We start from the raw sequence: 22,582 nt of genomic DNA, 5'->3' as shown, positions 1-22,582 counted from the left end.
CCCATGCGTGGTTCACGCATTCTCGCGGCGGCGACCATGACGGTCGCTGCGGTGATTCTCCCAGCGTCACACGCGTTCGCCCAGACCAGCGTCAACGTCATCCCGTCGTCCGCGGATCCCGGACAGCCCGTCACCATCAACGCTGACGGGGCCGCTTGCCTCGCTGGTACGGCGACCGCCGTCTCCTCCCCGGGCGGACTGTTCCTGCCGACGGGCACCTTCTCGCTGCCCACGGTCACCGCGACGGGCCGGACCGGTACGTTCACCGTCCCGCAGGGAATCGACCCCGGCACCTACACCATTGTCGTGACGTGCACCAACGCCGGCATTGTGGAGACCGACACCGACACCCTGCGGATCCCGGCCGACAACGGCGCCAACGAGGGCCGCGGCAACGAGGGGCGTGAGGGTGGAGGCCGTGACGGCGGAGGCCGCGGCGGCGACCACGGCGGCGGTTACGGCGGTGGTGGCTACGGCGGCGGTCGCGGCGGTGACCACGGCGGGGGTTACGGACGCGGCCACGGCTACGGCGGCGACGACCGATGCGAGTCGTGGTGGGGCGACGACAGCGGCGGTGGCTACGGCGGCGGCAACGGCGGCGGTGGCTACGGCGGCGGCGGCAACGGCGGCGGTGGCTACGGCGGCGGCGATGACGGCGGTTACGGCGGCGGCAACGGTGGCGGCGGCCGTGAGGGCGGCGGCGACAACGGCGGCGACAACGGCCGTGACAACGGCGGGGACAACGGCGGGGACAACGGCGACAACGGCAACGACGACAACCGCAACGGCAACGACCTGACCGCGCAGAGCTTCGGCGGCGCCTCCGACGACGGCCGCAACATGGACGACTCGTGGGGCGGCGGCCGCGGCGGCAACAAGGGCTGCAAGGGCGGCCACGGCGGCGGCGGTGGCGGCGGTTACGGCGGTGGCGGCGGTTACGGCGGTGGCGGCGGTGGCGGCAACGGCGGCGGCGGTGGCGGCGGCAACGGCGGCGGCCCCGACACCGGCTTCGGCGGTTCCATCGGCATGAACACCCCCGAAACCCTGCTCGGCGCCTCGCTCCTGGTCGCCGGTGCCGGTGGCGGTGTCTACATGCTGCGCCGCCGGCGCGTCAACGGCGGTCGCGCCTGACCGCTGTGAACCCGCACACCGGGTACTGACGTCCTGCCCTCGGGGGGCGCCGCATGGCGCCCCCCGAGGGCAGGGCAGTGCAGGCCAGTCCCAGATAAATCAGGACACGGGCGGCAGATCGGGCCCGGTGGTGCCCAGTTGCTCGGCGGCGATCACCGGCGGCACGGGCCAGGTCACGCCCTCGGGCGGCCAGTTCTGGCCCGTCGCCTTGAGGAAGTCCGCGGGCGGCTCGTACAGCGGCGGCTGGGTGCCGTCCGGGATCATCGAGGCCCATGCGACGCCCTCGGTGCGGCCCTTGAACTCCTGCCGCATCGCCTCGAGCCGTTCGGGCTGCTCGATCAGGTCGACGGCGCCGGCGGCGAGGTACCGGGCCGCGGAGAGCAGGCCCTGGTGGGCGATGTTGGTGGCCGCCGTGGCGGTGACCCCCCAGTTGTGGTTCGGCAGGCCGGGCGGGTAGGTCGCCGACAGCAGGACGGCGGTGGGCGCCTGCCAGCTGATGTCGGCGGTGTCCGTGGCCAGTCCGCCGGTGTAGGCGGCCGCCGGGGGAACCAGGGGGGTCAGCGCGGTGGGCATGCCCGTCTCCGGCCGGCCCAGCGACTTCTGCACGGCCTTGGCCAGGGCGTGATCGGCGTCGGTGAACTTCGGGGCACCGATCTGCCGCATGTTGTCGGCCAGGAGTTCCGCGCCCGCCTTGTTCGCCAGCAGGTTCCACGTCGCGGAGTGGAACTTGTGCACCAGACGGGTCTGGCTGGCCTGGGCCGCCGCCTTCGCGCAGTCCACGATCTTCTCGTACAGCACCTTCGCGCGCGCCGGGCTGCCCTCGCGGACGAAGAACCAGATGGAGCACATGTCCGGCGTCACGTTGGGGGCGCCACCGCCGTTGATGATCGCGTAGTGGAACCGGCCCGAGGGCGCGACGTTCTTCTCGCGCAGATACTCCGACATGGTCGCCATCAGCAGGGCCCCGTCCAGGCCGCTCTTGTTGCCCAGCGGGGTGCCGCCGTGGCCGGAGGCGCCGAGGAAGGTGAAAGTGGCGGATATCAGTGCGCTGGTGGTGTTCCAGAACGGCACCGTGATGTTGAACGGGTGCCAGTCCAAGAACGCGTCAAGGCCGTCGTAGACGCCGGCCTTGACGGCGTAGGCCTTGCCGACGAGTTGTTCCTCGCCGGCGCTGCCGAACACCTTCACCGTGGCCTTGAGGCGGTGCGCCTCGACGGCCTTGGCGACGGCGATCGCGGCGGCCGTGCCGCCCGCGCCGAGCGCGTTGTGGGCGTCGCCGTGTCCGGGACCGTACGTGGGGCCGTAGGCGTCGTAGTTGTAGACCAGCGGGTCGTGACCGGCCGCGCCCTTCTTCTGCGACAGCCCCGGCAGCGCGTCGTACTCGGCGTTGAAACCGATCACGGGCCCGCCGCTGCCGTAGGTGGCGACGAAGGCCGTCGGGAGGCCGGCCGAGCCCCACTGGACACGGAAGCCGTTCGCCTTCAGCAGGTGGGCGGTGGCCAGGGAGGACTTCCACTCGCGCAGGGACAGCTCCGCGTACTCCCACACGTCGTCGCTCAGCTTGGTGATGACGTTCTCGTGCGCGGCGATCCAGTCCAGAGCGGTCCGCTTGGCCGCGGTGTCCTCGGCCAGACCGTCCGGCGCACGGTACGTCGCGGGGGAGACGCCCATTTTCTCGTCGTACCCCAGGGTCGCGGCGAGGACCGGATCGGCCTGGAGGACGGCCGCGGTCGTGGCGCTCGCGCCGAGTCCGAACATCTTCAGCAGGCGCCTGCGCCCCGCATCGAGGTCAGTCACGTCAACGTTCCTTGCACAGTAAGTGGTAACCGGGTCGTTCGCCCCGGCCGGCCGGCACCGGTCCCCGGTGCCCGCCGGCGGACCCCGTTCGACTGGTACGCAACGGAGCAAAGGGCGGAACACGCCAGCCTGACGGGAGTTCCACCAAAGCGGATCTTGGGCCGATCGTTTTCGGACAGGGGGAGCCCGGCGGGCGGGAGCGGACTTCCCCCCGGGGCGCCGCCTGGCGGCCCGCCGTTTCCGATACGGGAAGCTGCGTCGCCCGCCGGCCTGCGCACAGCCGCGCCGCCGCGTGCCGGACACGTGAGCACACCTCACGGCCGCCGTTTTCGGCGCAATGGCAGTGCTCACGGCCGCACCTCCCGCGCCCGCGTCGATTGGCGACGGGGGTGACGGTGGACGCTACGCCGGAGGCCGCCTCGCACGACATGGAGGAGCGCGCGATGCTGGGAGGCAGGCTCACCCACAAGGACCGTCAGCCGATCGGGCCGGGCCTTGCCGACGGCCTCGCCTACGCGGAGATCGCCAGAAGCCTCGACCGTCCGACCTCGACGATCACCCGTGAGGTCATGCGCAATGTGGCGGCCCCACCGGCTACCGCGCGGACCTTGCCCACCGCGCACGGAGCAGCGCGCCCGCCGGCGCAAGCCCGCCTCGCCCCGAGGGGCCCCGCCCGCCCCAGCCCCACCGGGCTCCGGAGTCCCGCCGCGGACACCAGGGGAGCCCGACGCGAGGTGCCGGCTCTTGCCCACCTGCGGGTACGTGATCAGGAGCGGGCGAGTGCCGGCAGGCGATCGTTTGCCGGCACGTGAGTCTCGCCCATGACACCGGCGACGCGGCCTGGCTGATCGTCACTCCGCTGATCGTGTCTTCAGCGCCGGCCGCGGTCGAGGGCGGCGACCTCGCGTACGGCCTCGGCAACGGCAGGGGAGTCCTTCTTGAGGATCGCACCGTGATTGCTGGCGACCTTCGCGCTGATCTTGATGTTCGCGTTACGGGCGACCACTTCGTCGAGGCCGGCGCGGATCCGCTCCTGCTCGTCTCCCTTGCTTCCGAGAGACGTCCCCGAAGCGACCACGTAGCGGGCCGGGACGGTGATGTCGTCCAGCACGGGGCCCAGCTCGCGCTCGCGGGCGAGCCTGCCGAGCTCGATGTTGCTGTCCGCCATCTGTGCGGCAGTCATCCTCGGGGTCAGGCCCGTCGGGCGCAGGAGCGGCATGAACAAGTTCAACCGCCGAAACGTCTTCCGGATCCGCTGCTCCATGGCCTCGTCCAGCCAGTCGTACGGCTGCGCGCCGTCGACCATGACCGCGCCCAGGGTACGGTCCGGATACCGGCTGGCCCAGTGCGCCGCGACGAACGCCCCGTAGGACCAGCCCACCACCAGCACCCGGTCCACGCCCCTGGCCGAGAGAACGGCATCGACGTCCCGAACGGCGGCCTCGAAGGAGTAGTCCGCGGAACGCTTCGATCTCCTGCCGCGGGCCCGCTCGTCGTAGGTGATGTGCCGCCATTCCGTCCCCAGTTCGGCGATGACCCGCCGCCAGTACCCCTGGGTGGCGAACTGGCCGTTGAGGTAGACCACAGGGATACCGGGACCGCCGGTGTCGGTGACGGCCAGGGCCGTATCGTCGACCGGCACCATGCCGGTCCACTTCGAGCTGGTCGAGGAGTATCTGTTCTTCGTCATGTGGTTCTCCTTGTCGCCTGGGAGCGTCCTGTACGACTTCTCCAGGCCCTGCGCGTGGAGGGCGGGCTTTGGGACGGACGGCCGCGTTCTCGGCGGCGGCCGACGGGATCTCGATCGCGGTGGGCCCCCGCCGGACAGTCCTGGCTCTGGCTTCTTCAGAGGCTGCGGGCGGTGATGTCGCCGTGGGAGGTGGTGGCGCGGATGTCGAGTTCGGCGGTGCCGTCGTTCTTGAGGGCGTTGCTGACGCGGCCGTGGTCGGTGCCGGCGTCCAGGACGGCCGAGACGCCGGCGGCGGCGGCGACCGAGATGTCGCCGGACTGGGTGCGGAGCTCGACCGTGCCGCGTACGGCCTCGGCGATCCGGATGTCGCCCCTTGTGGTGCTGATCTGCGCGGGGCCGCCCAGCCGGCCGACCTCGACATCGCCGTCGATCGCGGTGAGGCGGACGCTCGCGGCTTCGTCGAGCTTGATCTGGCGGTACGCGCCGTCGACGGTGACGTCGCCGAGGCGACCGACGCCGCGGAGTTCGGCGCTGGCGGCCTTGGCCTCGACGCGGGATCCAGCGGGCAGTTGGACCGTCACCTCGACGGATCCGGGCGCGCCGAGGATCTTGTTCTTCGTTGCCGGGGCCGTGATCCGCAGGATGCCGTCGGCGTAGACGACGGTGGTCTGCTCAGCGGTCTTCGTGTCGCTGCTCTTGGCTGGGTCGGCGGGCAGGACCTCGACGGTGGTGTCGGCGCGGTCTGCGGCGATGAGCTGGATGCGTCCGGCGGGGATGTCCAAGACGGCGGAGATCGCGGCGGGGGTGTCGAACTTCTGCATCATGTTCTCCTTGTGCACTCGAAGTTTCTAACACCGTGAACGCTACGTTGCGTTCGCTGGATGGGCAACCGTCTCGTTGCATGAAATCCGCGTCAGTGCAGCTAGAGCCCAATTTTTCGTTGCGGCGAGTGTGAATCTAACGCAATGACAGGCTGTCTGGTTGTTGCATTGGGCTGTAGGTGAACGCTACGATGACGGCGTCCGGGAAGGCACGAAGGGAGATCGCGGTGCCGGGAGGCAGACTCACCCAGCAGGAGCGTCAGCAGATCGCGCTAGGGCTGGCCGACGGCCTCGCCTACGCGGAGATCGCCCGGCGTCTGGACCGCCCCACCTCCACGGTCACGCGTGAGGTGATGCGCAACGGCGGCCCCACTGCCTACCGCGCCGACCTGGCCCACCGAGCCACCGAACGCCGCGCCCACCGGCGCAAGCACGCCCCTTCCCGAGGGCAGGGGGCGCCGGCGCAGGCCCACGGGCGCGACGACGAGGCCGTGCGCGAGTACGAGGAGGCGTTCACCACCCTCCTGACGCAACAGGGTCTGCCCAAGATGACAGCTCGGGTGCTGACCTGCCTCTTTATCGCCGACGCGGGCAGCCTCACCGCGTCCGAGCTGGTCCAGCGCCTCCAGGTGAGCGCGGCGTCCGTCTCCAAGGCGATCGCGTTCCTCGAAGATCAGGGCCTCGTCAGCCGGGAACGCGACGAACGCCGCCGCGAGCGCTACTTCGTCGACGACGACGTCTGGTACCAGTCGACGATCGCCAGCGCCCGCGGCACCGCCCAGGTCGCCGAGATCGCACGGCAGGGCGTCGCCGTCCTCGGCCGCGACAGCCCGGCCGCCGTCCGCCTGGAGAACATCGCCCGCTTCAGCGACTTCATGAGCGAGAGCATCCTGCGCGCCGCGGAGCAGGTCCGCGAAGTCCTCTACACGAGACCCGGAACGACGCGAGGAAACACCCCCACACCAAGGCCGGATCGCCGATAGACAGCCGTCTTGACGGTCGCAGCGGACGACGAACCCCATCGAGTCGGCGTTCGCCACCGTCCGCCTGCGCACGAAGGTCGCCAAGGGCGCCGGCAGCCGAGCCGCCGGCCACGGGTGTTCCGGAGCCCGGCGGAAGTCGACGCTCAGCACGGCCGTGTCGGTGCTGAGCGCCAGTCGGCGGCATGCCCGATCGTGCGACTCCAGATCGCCGATGGCCGACCCCAGGCCGAGCCGGGCGTCCATGTCCGGCCGGAAAATGCCTCAGGGGTTCACGTTCGACCAGAAGAGCGCGGTCAGCCCACGCCGGCCCTCGCCCGTCAGCCGCGACGCCCACGTCGGCTCTGACAGGACCTGCTGAAGCAGCGGGGTGTTGATGTGCACGAGCGCGGACCGGGAGCAGGTGCAGGGCGAGCATCGATGCCTCGGCGTGCTCCTTGTCGGGCGGTCAGGGCGACCGTCCTTTTGGTGCGGGACGGTGTTCGCGCTGTTCCAGTTCTCCGCGGCCTGGAGGCCGCTGTGGATCTCGCGGCCCATGTCCGGCCTGGCCGGGTAGTCGCAGGTCCCGTGGAATCTGATGTGACAACACCATGCCTATCTGGGCAATTCCATCGTCCACTCTCGCTGCTCGGCGGTGTCTGGGACGGCGAGCCCGCGAGCTCGTTCGATCTGGCGCCAGGAGGTGTCGGGATCGACGCCGCTGAGGATGAGGAGTGCGGCGGCGAGGAGGGATGAGCGTCCGATGCCGGCTCGGCAGTGGGTGACGACGTGTGCGCCTTCGTGTAGTTGTTCGGCGAGTCTGTGCAGGGTGGGCAGGATCGTGGTGCGGTCGGGGACGGTGCGGTCGGGGATGGGTATGGCAACGAACTGCAGCCCGGCCGTGGCGGCTGTCCGGGGTTCGTCTGCGAGGCCGAGGTCGTCGAGTTCGGGTCCGGTGAGCGTGCAGACCAGGATGTCGACGCCGTAGTCCCTCAGGGCGGTCATCTCGTCTTCCAGCCAGTCATTGCCGCGGGGTCTGGCCATGGTGCTCAGTCGTCCTGGGCCGGGGAGGTCGATGGTGAAGATGGTGGGGCGCATGTCAGCAGCACTTTCGTTCGGTGGGGTCAGGTGAGGGTCGGACGTCGGTGGCAGGGGTCGGTCGGGTCCGGCGAGAAGTTCGAGACCGGGACCCGTCCCGGCACCGCGCCGTGAAGCAGGAACCCACCCGAAGCGACCCACACGGCTTGTGCGGGAGCAGGCGGGAATCCCGGGCCTTTAAGCCCGGGAGGATGTCAATCGCCCGCCCGCGTCAGCGAAGCGATCACCGTCGGCGCCACCACCAGCACCGACGCCCGCGCCAACTACTCCAACTACGGCTCCGCACTGGACCTGTTCGCGCCCGGCTCGTCCATCACTTCCGCCTGGCGGACCAGCGACACCGCGTCCAACACCATCTCCGGCACATCGATGGCCACCCCGCACGTCGCGGGCGCCGCCGCCGTCTACCTCGCCGGACACCCGACGGCCTCTCCCTCCCAGGTGGCGACCGCCTTGACCTCGGCGGCCACCACAGGGGCGGTCACCAGCCCCGGCAGCGGATCCCCCAACCGGCTGCTGCGCGTCACCCCGTAGCACGGCCCACCGGGCCGGGACGCCGCAGGCGGGCACCGCCCCGCCACGGCGTACCCGGCCCGAACGCGCCTGACGCCCCGGCGGGCCGAAATCGCCCGGTGGCGCCCGGGCAGCCGGCGCACGGCGCATCCGGCCCACATCCGGCCGCAGGGGGCGGGCCGCGCATGCCCGCGCGGCTACGTCGACGCGACGGCGCACTGCCTTGGGTGACGACCGGGCCCCGCGCGGCGCCCGGGCCAGGGCATCGCGACATGCGCGTGGACCCCGGTCCGGTCACCGCGCTCGCCGCGGCGGGCGTGACCTGCCGCAGGCCGGCCCGGCCCCCCGGCGGGCTTCGACCGGGCCCGCCGCCTACGACCGGCCGCCGTCCGGCTCAGGCCGTCGGGACGTGCTCCAGGATCTGCTCGGCCCATATGGTCTTGCCGACCGGGGCGTACCGGGTGCCCCAGCGGTGCGAGCACCTCGCCACCAGGAACAGCCCGCGTCCGCCCTCGTCCGTGGTGGCCGCCCGGCGGATGTGCGGCGACGTGCTCGCCGCGTCGCTGACCTCGCAGATCAGCGTACGGTCCAGGATCAGGCGCAGCCGGATGGGGTCGTGCCCGTGGCGGATGGCGTTGGTGACGAGCTCGCTGACGATGAGTTCGGTGGAGCAGGCCAGATGCTCCAGACCCCACTGGCTGAGCTGCCGCACCGCCAGTGAGCGCATGTCGGCCACGGCCGCCGGTACGCACGGCACGGTCCAGGCGGCCAGCTTGCCCGGGTCCAGGGGGCGGGTCCTGGCCAGGAGCAGGGCCAGGCCGTCCTCCACTGTGAGGTGGGCGGCGACCAGGTCGGAGATGGCGCTGCAGGTCTCCTCGATCGGGCGGCCCCGGTCGGCGACGACGCTGCTGAGCCGGGCGGCGAGTGTCCCGGGCGTGTCCGCAGGGCGCAGGAGGCTGTGGCTGGAGAACACCAGGGTGCTGTCCTCGGATAGTTCCACATCCAGCGGCTCGAACACCGGGTCCCCCTGGCCGAGGGGGCTGTTGACCGGCACGTCGAGGACGGACACCTGTCCGGACCGGCCGACGACGGCGGGCGGCGGATGCCCGGCGCTCGCCATGACGCACCGCCGCGACACGGGGTCGTAGACGGCGTAGAGGCAGGTCGAGCCCTTGAGGGCCTCCACCACCGGCGCGGACCCGGTGGCGTGTTCACGCTCGAGGAGCCGCGGCACCATGTCGTCGATCTGGCCGAGCAACTCGTCGGGCGTGAGGTCCACCTGGGCCAGCGTGCGGATCGCGGAGCAGATGTGCCCCATGCACGCGGCCGCCTGGAAACCCGTTCCCGGCACGGCGCCCACGACCAGGGCGACCCGGGCGCCCGACAGCGGGATCACGTCGAACCAGTCACCACTCACCCCGGCGTGGACCCGCGACGGCCGGTAGTGATGCGCCACCTCGACCGCGCTCTGCTCCGGGACGCTGCGCGGCAGCATGCTCGCGTGGAGGGTGAGGGCGGCCGTGTGCTCGTTGGTGTAGCGGCGGGCGTTGTCGAGGCAGACGGCGGCGCGCGCGACGATGTCCTGCGCGAGGACCAGATCGTCGGGTTCGAAGGGCTGCGCCCCCTGCCCCCGGTACAGGTGCACCAGGCCCAAGGTCGCGTCCCGCGCGCGCAGCGGCACGAGGATCAACGAGTCGATCCCGCACCTGAGCAACTCTCGGACCCGCTGGTCGGCGGTGTCCCGCAGCCATCCGGCATCGGGGCGGACGACGGGGATCAACCGCGGCCGGCCGTCGGCGAGGATCTGCGCATGCGGCGAGTCGGGGGGAAAGCCCTGCAGTTCCCCCGGGCCCCGGATGCCGTTGACGACGTCCGGGTCGGCGGCCGCGCGGGCGAGGCAGCGCATCGTGAGGGAACCGCGGCCCATCGGTTCGGGTTCCGCGCCCTGCATGACGTCGTCGATCAGGTCGATCGTCGCCACGTCGGCGAGTCGCGGCACGAGCACGTCCACCAGCTCCTGCGCCGTGCGCCGCACGTCCAGCGTGGTGCCGATGCGCATGGCGGCCTCGTCCAGAAGCGCGAGCCGCTCCTTGGCCCGGTGACGATCGGTGATGTCGATGATCAGATCGGTGACGCCGAGGACGGTGTTGTCCGGCGCGGTCAGCGCGACCGAGGAGACGTGCCAGACGTGGTCCCGGTCCGGGTCGGAAGGGGTGCGCCCCTGGTGGACGGCGTTGACGACCGGCCGGCCGGTGTCCAGGACCTCCCTGATCCTCTCCTCGATCGCCCCTGCGTCGAGCCCTGGCAGGATCTCGCTGACGGGCCGGCCGACGGCCATCTCCTCGGGGATCCCGTGGATGTGTTCCAGGGCGGCGTTGACCCGCACGAAGCGCAGGTCCCGGTCGTAGACGGCGATGCCGATGGGCGCCTGGGCGAAGAGGGCCTCCAGGATCACCTGGCCCTCCGCGGCGGCCGCCTGCGGCGCGGGGGCGGCGATGACCACGGTGCCCCCGCCGTCGCACCCTCCCGGCTCGAGCAACCGCGACAGGTGCAGGACGACGTCGTCGCCGCCGTCACGGCGGATCAGGACGGCTCGCCGTTCCGGAACCGGCGCCCGCGCGGCGTCGCCTTCCCCCCGGTGCCCGGCGAACGCCTCCGGCCACAGCTCGGCCGCCGGGCGCCCGACGACATCCGCGGGCCGGACACCGAGGAGGCGCTCGGCGGCGGCGCTCCACGCGCGGACGACGCCGTCGTCGTCGAGGAGGAAACCGGCGACGCCCTCGTCACCAAAGGCCCCCGTGAGGCGGCGTCCGGAAGAAGGGCGTCCCGAAGAAGCCTGTGAACGATTGCCCATATTCGGTCCTGCACGCAAGGCGACGATCCAGGGTGTCCCGGCCGGGGCGCCTGCCAGGCGGTTGCCGTCACCGTGCCGACGGCAGGGCTCCTCCAGGCCCGCACCCTCATTCAGGCTACCGAGCCCCCGGCCCACACGCCCCGGCCGCCCCGGTACCGGCGGCGACGGGGCTCCTTCCCTCGCGGCGGACACCTCCCGGCGCCGGCCGGACCTTCCGGCCCGACGCCGCCCGCCCCGGGCCGACCTCGGCCACGAACGTCAACCAGGCGAAGCAACCACATCGGGCGGCGGGCGACGGCGGCCGGGCGGGAAACGGGACCGGCAAGCCGGCCCGCCGGATCCCCTCCCCGCGGATGCCACCAGTGGTAGCGTTGCCACCGTGACCGCATCCGAGAAGACCGAGAAGAAGGCCATGAGCCTCCGCTTCCCCGACCCGGAGCAGTACGAGGCCATCGCCGGGGCCGCGAAGGCCGCCGGGGTGAGCATGCAGGAGTACGTGCTGTCGGCCGCCTACGAGCGCGCCACGGCCGTCGAGCGGGTCTTCCTCGAGGCCGCCCGCGAAGCCATGGAGTACACCCGCGAGGCCTTCGCCGAGCTCGGCGACAACGTGCCCGACACCGAACGGCGCGCCGCCGCTCTCGCCGCGCGTCACCGCCTCGAGGAGCTGGACGGCGCCGAGGCCGGCCACGGGAACGCCGCGTGACCCACGGCATTGACGTGCCGTTCCTGCTGCATGTTGCCGAGCAGGTCGACGGTGACCCGCAGGTGCACGAGCTGGGCGTGCTCTACGCAGCGGTGGCCCGCGTCCACTCCAGCGCCATGGGGCGCGACTGCTACGGCTCGGATCACCTCAAGGCGGCCGCGCTCCTGCACCAGCTCGCGCGGACTCCCTGCCTGGAGCACTCGAACCTGCAGTTCGCGTGGGTGAGCACCTACGGGTTCATGAAGTTGCAGGGCTACCGCCTGGACTACCAGCCCAAGGTCGCGGCCGCTCTCGTCCGCGACGCGGAGGCCGGCCGGGTCACCGTGGAAGAGATCGCCATGACGCTCCGCGGCTGGACCGTCCGATGAGCAACCGATCCAGCCAGTACGTGCGCCGCCGCTACGGCGTCCCAGCCCGCCGGGACCTGGAGATCGCCTACTGGGATCCGGCCAAGGAGCCCTGCAAGGGGGCCGTCGTCGACTTCCGGAACCAGTACCTGCGGGTCCGCCTGGACGGCGACAAGCACCTCTCGACCGTGCACCCGACATGGGCGATCATCTGGCCGGACATCCCCGATCCGGACGCCCGCGGATGGTGTGACGGCTGCGGGGAGGACGTGGCGCTCCGCGCCGACGGCACTGCCCGCCGGCATGGCAAGGGCCCGTAGGGGACGGGCTGCGCCGGGGTGGGCAAGGAGCCGTGGGCGCGGGTGTCGTACGCAGGCGCCCGCCGAGCCACGGCCACCACCCGCCGGGAGGCCCGCGAGGCCGCAGAGCGCCGCGCCGCACGGCCGCAACTACTCAGCGCATAGCGCCACCGAAGGGGAGGGCACGGACCTCACGAAGGCCGGGACAGCCGTCGATGACGGCGACGGATACACGGTGCTGAGGGTCCGGGATCTCCGCGAAGCGATCGGCGCCCAGCCCACCGGGCGCCACGTGGAGAGGCCATCTCCCAAGGGCTCCATCAGGCGGGATACCGGCACTGAGGCAATAGGGCGTAGGGCGTCATCTGCGGGACGACCTCAGAACCCTTCGGCCGCCGGCGGCCCGTCAGCCGCCCAGCACGGCCGACGAGTCCTTGGCGCAGGGGCCGAGGCACACCGCTCGTCGAGCGGCAGCCGGGTCGAATCGGACGCGTCCTGATGGCGGGTGCCGCCCGTGACCAGACTGCCACCCTGGCTCGACTCAGCCGGGCACGTCCATGCGCTGCGTGCCGATCACCGACAGCAGCCGCAGCGCCTCCTCTGCGGGAGAGCCAGGATCGGCCGTGTAGATCACGACTTGTTGGTCTCGGTCGGTGATGTCGAGGACATCGCAGTTGACGGTGATGGGGCCGATCAGCGGGTGGCGGACGGTCTTGCGCAGGGTGGGCTCGGCGCGTACGTCGTGGGCGGCCCACAGCCGGGCGAACTCCGCGCTGCCGGCGAGGAGGTCATCCACCAGCGTGGCTACCTCGGGGTCATCGGGGTAGCGGGCGGCGGTGGCACGCAGGTGCCGGGCCGCGGCGCGGGCAAACGCCTTTGCGTCGGACGGGTCGTACAGCAGCCGCTCCCGCGATTGTGGTGCGAGAAAGGCACGGCGCACGAGGTTGCGCTCGGGCCGGGGCAGAGCGGAGAAGTCCTCCAGGAGAGCTGCCGCCAAGTCGTTCCAGGCGATCACCTCGTAGGTCGCGGACAGCACGATCGCCGCGGCATGCGGCAGCCGCCGCAGCAGGTCGAGGATGCTCTGCCGCACTTCACGGGAAGGCCCGGCCGGCGGACCGGGCGGGGCGCCGGCGAGATGGTGCAGGTGGTCGCGCTCGGCGTCCGACAGGCGCAGGGCCCGGGCCAGACCGGCAAGTACCTCGCGCGACGGGCGCGGGCCCCGTGCCTGCTCCAGCCGGGTGTAGTACTCGGTCGAGATGAACGCCAGCTGCGCCACCTCCTCGCGGCGCAGCCCCGGGGTGCGGCGGCGCGGCCCGGCGGGCAGACCCACGTCGGCAGGGTTGATGCGCTCACGCCTGCTGCGCAGGAAGCCGGCCAGCTCTCGTCTGTCCACGCCACCCAGTGTGCGCGGATGCCGCGGAGCCGATCCAGGTACCGCTGGTGCCTGGATCGGCTCCGCCGCCGGACACAGGCTCGCTGCCATGAACAACGCACAGACCACCGACACATCCACCCCAGCGGCCGTGGGCCTGCTGGCCGGCAAAGTCGCCCTCATCACCGGTGCCGGTCGCGGTATCGGCGCCGCCGCGGCGCGCCTGTTCGCCCGGGAGGGCGCCCGGGTGCTGCTCGCGGCCCGCACGCAGGACCAGCTCAAGGCGGTGACCGAGGAAATCCGGGCGGCCGGCGGCACCGCCGAGTTCGCAGTATGCGACCTGGCCGACGGGGCCAGTGTCCGTGCCGTCGTCGACCGCACCGTCGACCTGTACGGCCGGCTCGACGTCGCCTTCAACAACGCAGCGACCAGCGTGCCGCCGGCCCCGATGGACCAAGTGCCCGAGGCGGATTTCGACCACGTCTACGCCGTGAACCTCAAGGGTCCGTGGCTGGCCATGTCCGCCGAGGTCGCCGCCATCCGGGCCACCGCAGGCACGGGTGCGATCGTCAACAACTCGTCCGTCGGCAGCCTGACGGGCAACCCCGCGCTGCCCGCCTACGGTGCGATGAAACGGGCGGTCAACAGCCTCACCGAGTCGGCCGCCATCACCTACGGCCCGGAGGGCATCCGCGTCAACGCCATCGCTCCCGGCACCACGCTGACCGAGATGGTGCGTGCATGGAACGACCGCTCACCCGGCGTCGTCGACCAGCTCAACGCACGCACCCCGTTGCGCCGTGCGGCCGACCCTGACGAGATCGCCCAGGCCGCCGCCTGGCTCCTGAGCGACCGAGCCTCCTATGTGACCGGGACGGTACTCCCGGTTGACGGCGGCATGCAGGCATGAGCCGGAGACGCGCCTGCTGCCCGGATGCTCTGGCGAGCCGGACAGGCCTGCTCGGCGGTGTCCGGGTCGCGCAGGGGCCGCATGCCGTCGGGCAGGTCGGGCAGGTCGGGCAGGTGGAAGGAGTACCGGCCGAGCATGCTGATGTGGTGCCGTACGCACGGCGAGAGACGGGCCACGTCCTCGTCGCGGACGTCGAAACCGTCCCCGCGCAGCTGGTTCACCGCGGCGTCCATGTACCGAGTGTTGAAGAGGACGACGGCGTTCAGGACATACCGCAGTGCCCCGATCTGGTCTTCCATGCCGTCCGGGTAGCGCTGGTAGAGCTGCCCGGAGCGGCCATGGAAGATCTTCCGGGCGAGAGAGTGACGGCCCTCCTGCAGGTCGGCCTGCACCTTGATCCGGAGGCGGTAGCCGGGCTCGTCGGCCGGGCGCAGGATATGCAAGGTCTGCGATCCGCCCGTAGTGCGCGATGGCGTCGCCGAGCGGGGTGGGGCGGCCGTCGCGAGAGAGCATGCGGATGACGTCGTACGCACGGACTGCGCCGATGCGGATGGAGTCGACAGCGTGGGGGTGTCCATCCTGCCCCCAGCCGCCGGCCGCCCTCGCACCAGGCGGCGAGGTCGCCACCCACGCCACCCTCGGCCTGTCCGACGCCCCGGCTCGCGGCCGTCGTCCTGCCCGGGCGGCGAGGCCACCACCACCGTGTCCGACCCCGCCGGGCGACGACAACCCGGGCACCACACGGACAGCGCCCTTGGGCGTGTACACACTCACACCCACGCATAGGATCACAATCGCGTCATACCAATGTGTGCATCCCCGACCGGGTCATGATCGCCCGACCTGACTGAGGCACGGTCATCTGCATGAACGCCAAGACCAAGTACACGCTCGCCGCCGCCGCCGTCGGCTGGACGTTCCTCGCGTCCCAGTGGTCCGGCAAGGGCTGCGACTTCGTCCCGCAGTCCTACGCCCTCGTGCTCTCCCACGGCATGCCCAACGGCGCTGAGGGATGCAAGGCCGAGACGGAGGGGCCGCAGTACACCGACCAGTACGGGCGGTGACGCCGCCGCGCGGACCGGCGCCGGACCGGCCACCCCACCAGGCGCACCCCGGCGCCGTCCGCCGGCCGCTCGCCTGGGGACCGGCGACGGCGAGGCCGGCGCCCTCGCGCTGCCCGCCGCCGCACGGTGCCCTGATGCGGGCGGTGAAGGCACGGCACCGCGCACGCGTACCATCCGGGAACTGCGTGACCTTGTGCCGATCGGGGCGGTCGAGGACTCCGAACTGGCGCGTTCGGCACAGGCAGGTGACGCGAGTGCCCTCCGCCTGCCCCTGACCCGGCACCCGAGCAGGCATGCACGCCGTCGCACCGGACGCCGAGGACGCCGTGCAGGACGCGGCGCTCATCGCACTGCGCCGCATAGGGGGCATACGGGATCCGGACGCGGCCGGTCCGTGGCCGCGGATGGTGGTGCGCAACGTGTGCCGCGCCCGGCTGCGCACGATATCGGCGGTTCCGGTGGCCGAACCCGCGCTGGAGGCCGACCGGCGCTGGTGTACGTGGACCCCGGCCGGCTCCGGGGACAGCGACCCGCTGCCGGACGGGGGCTGCTCGATGTCCCGCTACGGGCGTATCACCGAAGCCCTCCTCGGCGACATCGGCGCCCCGATCGGCCTGTCCCTGGTGGCGTGTGAAGCCTCCGCCAGGTGGACCACCCCGCCAACCATCCCCCTGCGCCACGGGCTGACTGCCCGGCAGCGCGCCGCCGCGCCCCCGCCGCGGCGCGCGCGGCAAGCTCGCGGGCCGGGCCGCCGGTCACCTCGCCGACCCCGCACGGGTCCGACGGCCCGTCGGCTTAAACCGATTCATTGATCTTGAGAATCCGTTCGTCAAGTCTGTCAACACCGTTGCCATAGAAGGAGATCGCCCTCAGAGTGTCTCATTGAAGCGATTCAATGCCTCTCGAGGAGCCGCCCGTGCGTCAGCAGATCACCGCCGTGGTCGCTGCATCCGTCTTCGTCGTGGGGGCACCCGCGACGGCGACGGCAGCCAGTCCACCGCCAGCCGCCCCCGCCGCCGCGACGAGCGTCAGCGCGCTGACGGTCAACGCCCTGGAGGACCCGCTCGGCATCCCGCCCACCGCGCCCTCCCTCAGCTGGCAGCTCGACTCCCCGCGCCGCGGCGTCACACAGCGGGCCTACCAGATACGCGTCGCCTCGTCGGCCGGCCGCCTCGACGACCCCGACGTCTGGGACAGCGGCAAGGTCTCCTCCGGCCAGTCGGTCGGCGTCCGCTACGGCGGCCCCGCGCTGCAGCCGCGCACCGACTACGCCTGGTCCGTGCGGGTATGGGACGACCGGGGCGCCGCCTCCCCGTGGAGCGCGCCCGCCACGTTCGGCACCGCATTGGGCGACCGGCCGTGGACCGCCTCGTGGATCGGCGTGCGGACACCGGCGCCGGACGCCAAGTGGACCGACTACACCGTCAAGTTCACCGCCTCCGGCATCAACGGGGCGCTCGGCGTCTACTTCCGCGGGCAGGACACCGAGAACGCCTACATGTGGCAGATCAGCGACGCCGACGACGCGCTGCGCCCGCACGTCAAACGCAACAGCACCTACTCGGTCCTCAAAGCGACGCCGTTCCCGGCCGGGTTCGACTTCGCCGCCGAGCACGACTACGCGATCGACGTCGACGGCGACACGATCACCACCACCGTCGACGGCAAGGAACTGGACCGGCGCACCGACACGACGTTCGGCGGCCCCGGCACGATGGGCTTCCGCACCAGCGGCGCGGAGCGCGGCCTGGTCCGCGACGTCACGGTCACCAGCGCCGACGGCACCGTCCTGGTCGACACCGACTTCCCGGCGGGCGACCGCACCTTCGCCTCCGGCACCGTCACCGACGGCGGTCTGCGCGTGGACAGCGAGGGCGGCGAGGCCTGGCTGCGCCGCGACGAGCCCGTCCCGCTGCTGCGCAAGGAGTTCGACCTCGGCGGCAAGAAGGTCGCCCGGGCACGCGTCTACGCGTCAGCGCGCGGCGTGTACGAACTGCGGCTCAACGGCGCACGCGTCGGCGACGCCGAACTCGCACCGGGCTGGACGGCGTACGACAAGCGCATCGACTACCAGACCTACGACGTGACCCGGCAGGTCCGCGGCGGCGTCAACGTGCTCGGCGCCGAGGTCGCACCGGGCTGGTACAGCGGCAAGGTCGCCATGTTCGGCACCGACGTCTACGGCAAGGACACCTCGGTGACCGCCGAGATGCTGGTGGAGTTCACCGACGGCACCAGCACCACCGTCCGCACCGACGGCACCTGGACGACCACCGGCGGCCCGACCCGCGAGGCCGACCTGCTCGACGGCGAGTCCTACGACGCGCGGGTGGCCAGGAAGGTCACCGGCTGGGACGAACCCGGCTTCGACGACGCGGACTGGGCCGGGGCCGAGGTCCGCGACGAGCCGGTGAACGTGCTCGAACCGCAGACCGCGGTCGACGTACGGGTCACCCAGGAACTTCGGACCGCCAAGCGGATCGACTCGCCGACCAAGGGCACCTACCTGTACGACCTCGGGCAGAACATGGTCGGCCACGTCCGCCTCACCGCCCGGGGCGAGCCGGGCCGGACGGTGACGATCCGGCACGGCGAGGTCCTCAACCCCGACGGCACGCTCTACACCGCGAACCTGCGCACCGCGAAGGCGACCGACCACTACACCTTCGCCGGCGACGGGCCGGAGACGTTCGAGCCGTCCTTCACCTTCCACGGCTTCCGGTACGTCGAGATATCCGGCGTCGACTCCGCCCCCGCGGCCGAGGACCTCGTCGGTGTCGTCGTCGGCACCGACGGGGACCTCACCAGCAGCCTGGACACCGACTCCGACCTGGTCGACCAGCTGCACAGCAACATCGTGTGGGGCATGCGCGGCAACTTCCTGTCGGTCCCCACGGACACCCCCGCGCGCGACGAGCGGATGGGCTGGGCCGGCGACATCAACGTCTTCGCCCGCACCGCCGTCTACAACATGGACGCCCAGTCCTTCCTGACCAAGTGGCTGCAGGACCTGCGGGACACCCAGCGCCCCGACGGCTCGCTGCCCGGCGTCGCCCCCGTCGTCCCCGGCCGCTTCGACGGCGGCTACGAGTCGGCCGGCTGGATGGACGCCGGCGTGCACGTGCCGTGGACGCTGTGGCAGGCCTACGGCGACACCGACGTCATCCGCGACAACTACGCCATGATGAAGGCCTACGTCGACTTCCTCGACGCCGACTCCACCGGCCACATCCGCTCCGCCGGCGGCTACCTCGACTGGCTCAACCTCGACGACGCGACCCCCGCCGACGTACTCGACACCGCGTTCGCCGCCAAGAGCACCCGCGAGTTCGCGCAGATGGCGGCCGCCATCGGCCGCGACGGCGACGCGCAGGCGTACCGGCAGCGCTACGAGGCGATCCGGTCCGCCTACCAGGCGGCGTTCGTCGGCGCCGACGGCACCGTCAAGGGCGACAGCCAGACCGCGTACATCCTGACACTGACGGGCGACCTCGCCCCCGCCGACCGGCGCGAGAAGGTCGTCGCCAAGTTCGTGAAGACCCTCGAGCGCCGCGACTACCACCTGTCGACCGGCTTCCTCGGCGTCGACGGACTACTGCCGGCCCTCACCGAGGCCGGCCGCTCCGACATCGCCTACCGGCTGCTGCAGCACGAGGACTACCCGTCCTGGGGCTACGAGATCGGCAAGGGCGCGACCACGGTCTGGGAACGCTGGAACTCCATCAACCCCGACGGCACCTTCAACGACGTGGGCATGAACTCGTTCAACCACTACGCCTACGGCGCGGTCGGCGAGTGGATGTACCGCACCATGGCGGGCGTCTCCGCGGCCGAGCCCGGCTACCGCAAGGTGCTCATCGCCCCGCAGCCCGGCGAGGGCATCCACCACGTCGACTTCCGCCACCAGACCCCGTACGGCACCGTGCGCAGCGCATGGGACACCACCGGCGGGGCGATGAGGCTCGACGTCACCGTGCCGGCGAACACCACCGCCCAGGTACGCGTCCCGGCGGCGAACCGCTGGGCGGTCACCGAGGGCGGCAGGCCGATCGGCGAGGTCGAGGAGGTGACCTACCTCGAGCAGGACGGCGGGGACGTCGTGCTGGAGATCGGCTCGGGGCACTACGCGTTCGCGGTCGACCCGGTCCTCGGCGACCTGGGCGCGGCCCGGGCACAGGCGGCGTCGTTCGCCGCCGACGTCGACGCGCTGCCGGCCCGCGGCCCCGGCAAGGCCGCCAAGGCGCACCTGCAGACGCGCACCGCATCGACGGGCAAGGAACTCGACACCGCCTGGCGCCTGCAGGACCAGGGCGCGGACGAACGGCAGACCGCCGCCGCGGTGCACCGCGCGCTCGCCGGCGCCGCGGACCTCGACCGCCGGACCGGGGCGTACGCCGAGCAGGGCACGATCGACAAGACGACGGCCACGAAGCTGCGTGACGCGCTGAGCGGCATCGAGCAGACCCTCTCGCGGGCGTCGTCGCGCCTGGTCGGCGCGGTGGCCACACTGGACGTGCCGTCCGGCGAGATCCTCCCCGGCGACACCGTCCGCGTGACGGTGGCGCTGAAGAACACCGGCAAGCGGCCGCTGACCGGCGTCGACTCCTCCCTGCGGGCGCCCGCCGACTGGATAGTCGAGCCCGCGGGCCGGCACGCGTCCACCGCGGACGCGGGCCGCACCCTCGAGCACGCCTACGACGTCACGGTCGCACCCGACGCCAAGGCATCCCTGGCCGACCTGACCGGCCAGGTGGCCTACCGGTACACGGGAGGAACCGCGACGCTCCCGGTGTCGGCGGGCCTGGCGGTCGCCCCCGGCGTCGCCATCGAGAAGGTGACCACCACGCCCGAGGCGGCCGGCCCCGGCCAACGAGCCACCGTCGCCGCCGTGCTGACCAACCGCACCGACACGACGCAGTCCGGCACGCTCACCCTCGACCTCCCCGAGGGCTGGCCGACACCGGACCCGGTCGGCTACCGCCTGGACGCGGGGGAGCGGGCGACGGTCCAAGCCGTCGTGACGGTGCCGCTCACCATCGCCGAGGGGAAGGCCGCGCTCACCGCGGCGACCGGCCCGACCCCTGCCGAGCGGGCGACCGGCACGATCACGGTCTCGCTGCCCACCCCGCCCGCACAGGCCGGCGACCACGTCGACCTCGGTGACGGCCCGTCGGAGACCGCCCACCGGCTGACGGCGTCGCAGTACTCGGGAACGAACACCGAGGCCGGGCTGACCCGGCGCTACACCCACTCCTCCTACCCCGGAGGCTGGTTCGAGTTCGACGCCGCCGTGCCGGCCCACGGCCGCTTCGCGATCCGCGTCGTGGAGACCTTCGACGGCGCCCGGCGCAAGACCTACGACGTCCAGGCCGACGGCCAGGTGGTGCACAGCGTCGACCTCAGCCGCAGCGAAGGCGGCCAGGGCACCGTCGTCCACCAGTTCGTGGTCGACCCCTCCGCCGCCACCTCCGACGGCACCGTCCGGCTCCGCTTCCAGGACACCGGCGCCGACTACGACCCCTCGATCGCGGATGTGTGGGTGGTGCCCCTCGACTGACACCCGGCCACCGCCGTGTGCCCGATCCCCCCGCCACGGGGCGCCCGGGCACACGGCCCCGCGCGGCACGCCGCGAAGGCGACCGCACACACACCACGGCCCCTTTCCCGATCTCCCCGACTGCTACGGTGGGTCCGCAGACCCTGACCGTCGGTACGCGAGAGGCCCCGGGTTGACCAGCCGTCATGACCACGAGTGCCTTGCCGCCGTCGTGCGCGCCTGCGCGGGCCGCGCGCTGGAGGCGTCCTCAAAGCTCGCCCGGGCCTCGGACGCCACGATCGACGCGGCGCTGCGCGAGATGGCCCGCCTGCTGGAGTCGAACCAGCCGGCGCTCGTGGCCGCCAACGCACGCGACCTCGACGCCGCCGCAGCGGGCGGCATGTCCGCCGCGCTCCAGGACCGGCTCCGCCTGGACGCCCCGCGCCTTGGGGCCATGGCGGCGGGACTGCTCGAACTCGCCGACGTCCCCCACGAGCCGCTGGACAGGCTCCTCGAGGAACGCCCCGACGGCCTCAGCCTGCTGGAGCGCCGCCGCCCCGTCGGGGTCATCGGGGCGAACTTCGAGGCCCGCCCGAACGTGACCGTGGACATCGCCTCGCAGTTCCTGAAGTCGCGCAACGCCGGTGTGCTGCGCACGGGGTCGGCCGCCCTGCGTTCCGGGCGCGCGCTGGTGGAGCAGGTGATCGCCCCGGCGCTGGCCGCGGTCGGCCTGGATCCGGCGGCGATCCAGCTCGTCCCCCGTGAGGACCGCGCGGCGGCCTGGGAACTGGTGCGCATGCCCGACCTCGTCCCGCTGGTGATCCTCCGCGGCAGCGGCGACAGCACCCGTGACCTGGGCCGGGAGGCAGCCCGGCACGGCGTCCGCACACTCGCGCACGCCGACGGCGGCGGCGTGCTGTACGTGGGCGCCGCGGCCGACGAGCAGGCCGTCCAGGAGATCGTCGCGGCGAGCCTGGACCGCCTGGGCGTCTGCAACCGGCTCAATCTGCTGCTGATCGACCAGTCGGTCTACGACGCCCTGCTGCCCGGTGTCCTGAAGACCCTGGACGGCCTCGGCATCGCGGCCTCGCTGCCCCCGCACCCGCACCCGCGGGGGTACGAGTGGTCCCTGGACGCCGACCGGCCGGGAACGGTGACCATCGACGCCGCCGCCGGACCGGTGGACGCGGCCGGCATCGCCAACCGGGAGACCTCCGGTCTGGCGGCCGCCGTCGTGACCGAGGACCCGGCCGCCGCCGCCGCGTTCATCAACGCCTATGCCGGATCGGGCGTCTTCCACAACTGCAGCACCCGGCTCCTGGACGGCTCCAAGCTCCTGCGGCTGCCCGAGACCGGCATCAACATCGACCGGGTGCCCGGCCCGCGCGGGCCGGTGACGTTCCGCGACCTGTCCCTGAGGCAGTACGTCGTCGTCCCGACCGCCAGCCCCGCCGCGATCACCGGCTCCGCCTGAAGCCGATCCGGACA

At 72.3% G+C, this 22,582-nt stretch carries 17 protein-coding genes and 4 pseudogenes; 12 read left to right on the top strand and 9 right to left on the bottom strand.

Features of this window, described 5'->3' with window-relative positions:
- Nucleotides 1-3 precede the first annotated feature (3 nt).
- On the top strand, nt 4-1,131 hold the full coding sequence (locus AC3ET4_RS25765; RefSeq protein WP_431953407.1) for an ML domain-containing protein: 1,128 nt from the start codon (nt 4-6) through the stop codon (nt 1,129-1,131).
- Between the two features lie 99 nt (nt 1,132-1,230).
- On the opposite strand, the gene AC3ET4_RS25760 is transcribed toward AC3ET4_RS25765, so the two are convergent.
- Nucleotides 1,231-2,928 (bottom strand): amidohydrolase, encoded by a 1,698-nt coding sequence (locus AC3ET4_RS25760; protein ID WP_431953405.1) that lies wholly within the window; start codon nt 2,926-2,928, stop codon nt 1,231-1,233.
- 443 nt (nt 2,929-3,371) lie between these two features.
- On the opposite strand from AC3ET4_RS25760, the pseudogene AC3ET4_RS25755 reads away from it, so the two are divergent.
- Nucleotides 3,372-3,621: pseudogene (locus AC3ET4_RS25755) on the top strand (helix-turn-helix domain-containing protein); the annotation flags it as partial.
- Nucleotides 3,622-3,799: 178 nt separating this feature from the next.
- Here the strand turns inward: AC3ET4_RS25755 and AC3ET4_RS25750 are convergent.
- Both AC3ET4_RS25750 and AC3ET4_RS25745 read right to left on the bottom strand, forming a co-directional pair.
- On the bottom strand, nt 3,800-4,618 hold the full coding sequence (locus tag AC3ET4_RS25750) for an alpha/beta fold hydrolase (RefSeq protein ID WP_431953403.1): 819 nt from the start codon (nt 4,616-4,618) through the stop codon (nt 3,800-3,802).
- A 155-nt stretch (nt 4,619-4,773) separates the two neighbouring features.
- Entirely contained in the window at nt 4,774-5,439 is a 666-nt protein-coding gene (locus tag AC3ET4_RS25745; RefSeq protein WP_431953423.1) for a DUF4097 family beta strand repeat-containing protein, read from the bottom strand.
- Between the two features lie 227 nt (nt 5,440-5,666).
- Here AC3ET4_RS25745 and AC3ET4_RS25740 point away from each other — a divergent pair, with 227 nt between their 5' ends.
- On the top strand, nt 5,667-6,422 hold the full coding sequence (locus AC3ET4_RS25740; protein WP_431953401.1) for a GbsR/MarR family transcriptional regulator: 756 nt from the start codon (nt 5,667-5,669) through the stop codon (nt 6,420-6,422).
- Nucleotides 6,423-6,575: 153 nt separating this feature from the next.
- Here AC3ET4_RS25740 and AC3ET4_RS25735 read toward each other — a convergent pair.
- The 3 genes and pseudogenes from AC3ET4_RS25735 to AC3ET4_RS25725 all read right to left on the bottom strand — a co-directional run.
- Nucleotides 6,576-6,665: pseudogene (locus tag AC3ET4_RS25735) on the bottom strand (hypothetical protein); the annotation flags it as partial.
- 18 nt (nt 6,666-6,683) lie between these two features.
- Entirely contained in the window at nt 6,684-6,998 is a 315-nt protein-coding gene (locus AC3ET4_RS25730) for a Tn3 family transposase (protein ID WP_431953421.1), read from the bottom strand.
- Between the two features lie 15 nt (nt 6,999-7,013).
- Nucleotides 7,014-7,496 (bottom strand): protein-tyrosine phosphatase family protein, encoded by a 483-nt coding sequence (locus tag AC3ET4_RS25725; protein ID WP_431953399.1) that lies wholly within the window; start codon nt 7,494-7,496, stop codon nt 7,014-7,016.
- 195 nt (nt 7,497-7,691) lie between these two features.
- On the opposite strand from AC3ET4_RS25725, the pseudogene AC3ET4_RS25720 reads away from it, so the two are divergent.
- Nucleotides 7,692-8,030, top strand: a pseudogene (locus tag AC3ET4_RS25720) (S8 family serine peptidase); the annotation flags it as partial.
- Between the two features lie 373 nt (nt 8,031-8,403).
- Here AC3ET4_RS25720 and AC3ET4_RS25715 read toward each other — a convergent pair.
- Nucleotides 8,404-10,863 (bottom strand): SpoIIE family protein phosphatase, encoded by a 2,460-nt coding sequence (locus AC3ET4_RS25715; protein ID WP_431953397.1) that lies wholly within the window; start codon nt 10,861-10,863, stop codon nt 8,404-8,406.
- A gap of 379 nt (nt 10,864-11,242) precedes the next feature.
- Between AC3ET4_RS25715 and AC3ET4_RS25710 the strand changes: the two genes are divergently transcribed.
- From AC3ET4_RS25710 to AC3ET4_RS25700, 3 genes are read left to right on the top strand one after another with little or no spacing between them, the layout of a single operon-like run.
- Nucleotides 11,243-11,566 (top strand): type II toxin -antitoxin system TacA 1-like antitoxin, encoded by a 324-nt coding sequence (locus AC3ET4_RS25710; protein ID WP_431953395.1) that lies wholly within the window; start codon nt 11,243-11,245, stop codon nt 11,564-11,566.
- Nucleotides 11,563-11,934 (top strand): fic family toxin-antitoxin system, toxin component, encoded by a 372-nt coding sequence (locus tag AC3ET4_RS25705; protein ID WP_431953393.1) that lies wholly within the window; start codon nt 11,563-11,565, stop codon nt 11,932-11,934. The genes AC3ET4_RS25710 and AC3ET4_RS25705 overlap by 4 nt, the downstream gene beginning before the upstream one ends.
- On the top strand, nt 11,931-12,233 hold the full coding sequence (locus tag AC3ET4_RS25700; protein WP_431953391.1) for a hypothetical protein: 303 nt from the start codon (nt 11,931-11,933) through the stop codon (nt 12,231-12,233). The genes AC3ET4_RS25705 and AC3ET4_RS25700 overlap by 4 nt, the downstream gene beginning before the upstream one ends.
- Nucleotides 12,234-12,753: 520 nt before the next feature.
- On the opposite strand, the gene AC3ET4_RS25695 is transcribed toward AC3ET4_RS25700, so the two are convergent.
- Nucleotides 12,754-13,605 carry a helix-turn-helix transcriptional regulator gene (locus AC3ET4_RS25695; protein ID WP_431953389.1) on the bottom strand — a complete coding sequence of 284 codons (852 nt, stop codon included), beginning with the start codon at nt 13,603-13,605 and terminating at the stop codon, nt 12,754-12,756.
- An 88-nt stretch (nt 13,606-13,693) separates the two neighbouring features.
- On the opposite strand from AC3ET4_RS25695, the gene AC3ET4_RS25690 reads away from it, so the two are divergent.
- On the top strand, nt 13,694-14,494 hold the full coding sequence (locus tag AC3ET4_RS25690) for an SDR family NAD(P)-dependent oxidoreductase (RefSeq protein WP_431953387.1): 801 nt from the start codon (nt 13,694-13,696) through the stop codon (nt 14,492-14,494).
- Between the two features lie 65 nt (nt 14,495-14,559).
- On the opposite strand, the pseudogene AC3ET4_RS25685 reads toward AC3ET4_RS25690, so the two are convergent.
- Nucleotides 14,560-15,055, bottom strand: a pseudogene (locus tag AC3ET4_RS25685) (Tn3 family transposase); the annotation flags it as partial.
- 305 nt (nt 15,056-15,360) lie between these two features.
- On the opposite strand from AC3ET4_RS25685, the gene AC3ET4_RS25680 reads away from it, so the two are divergent.
- The 4 genes from AC3ET4_RS25680 (at nt 15,361) to AC3ET4_RS25665 (ending at nt 22,568) form a co-directional block, all read left to right on the top strand.
- A complete protein-coding gene (locus tag AC3ET4_RS25680; protein ID WP_431953385.1) occupies nt 15,361-15,558 on the top strand; it encodes a hypothetical protein in 198 nt (65 codons plus the stop codon).
- 293 nt (nt 15,559-15,851) lie between these two features.
- Nucleotides 15,852-16,370, top strand: coding sequence for an RNA polymerase sigma factor (locus AC3ET4_RS25675; RefSeq protein ID WP_431953383.1), 519 nt, complete (start codon nt 15,852-15,854; stop codon nt 16,368-16,370).
- A gap of 104 nt (nt 16,371-16,474) precedes the next feature.
- The gene (locus AC3ET4_RS25670; RefSeq protein WP_431953381.1) at nt 16,475-21,115 is read left to right on the top strand and encodes a family 78 glycoside hydrolase catalytic domain; all 4,641 of its coding nucleotides are present in this window, start codon (nt 16,475-16,477) and stop codon (nt 21,113-21,115) included.
- Between the two features lie 172 nt (nt 21,116-21,287).
- Entirely contained in the window at nt 21,288-22,568 is a 1,281-nt protein-coding gene (locus tag AC3ET4_RS25665; protein WP_431953379.1) for an aldehyde dehydrogenase family protein, read from the top strand.
- Nucleotides 22,569-22,582 lie beyond the last annotated feature (14 nt).

The sequence above is a fragment of the Actinacidiphila sp. bgisy167 genome (genome assembly GCF_057707665.1).
Note: the sequence above shows the minus strand (reverse complement) of the source record. Positions and strands in the feature narration are given on the sequence as shown.

What these genes read in the sequence shown, in the direction of transcription:
- AC3ET4_RS25690 (WP_431953387.1), top strand. Translation starts at nt 13,694, where the DNA reads ATGAACAACGCACAGACCACCGACACATCCACCCCAGCGGCCGTGGGC.
- AC3ET4_RS25715 (WP_431953397.1), bottom strand. Translation starts at nt 10,863, where the DNA reads ATGGGCAATCGTTCACAGGCTTCTTCGGGACGCCCTTCTTCCGGACGC.
- AC3ET4_RS25675 (WP_431953383.1), top strand. Translation starts at nt 15,852, where the DNA reads ATGCACGCCGTCGCACCGGACGCCGAGGACGCCGTGCAGGACGCGGCG.
- AC3ET4_RS25700 (WP_431953391.1), top strand. Translation starts at nt 11,931, where the DNA reads ATGAGCAACCGATCCAGCCAGTACGTGCGCCGCCGCTACGGCGTCCCA.
- AC3ET4_RS25765 (WP_431953407.1), top strand. Translation starts at nt 4, where the DNA reads ATGCGTGGTTCACGCATTCTCGCGGCGGCGACCATGACGGTCGCTGCG.
- AC3ET4_RS25750 (WP_431953403.1), bottom strand. Translation starts at nt 4,618, where the DNA reads ATGACGAAGAACAGATACTCCTCGACCAGCTCGAAGTGGACCGGCATG.
- AC3ET4_RS25680 (WP_431953385.1), top strand. Translation starts at nt 15,361, where the DNA reads ATGAACGCCAAGACCAAGTACACGCTCGCCGCCGCCGCCGTCGGCTGG.
- AC3ET4_RS25745 (WP_431953423.1), bottom strand. Translation starts at nt 5,439, where the DNA reads ATGCAGAAGTTCGACACCCCCGCCGCGATCTCCGCCGTCTTGGACATC.
- AC3ET4_RS25725 (WP_431953399.1), bottom strand. Translation starts at nt 7,496, where the DNA reads ATGCGCCCCACCATCTTCACCATCGACCTCCCCGGCCCAGGACGACTG.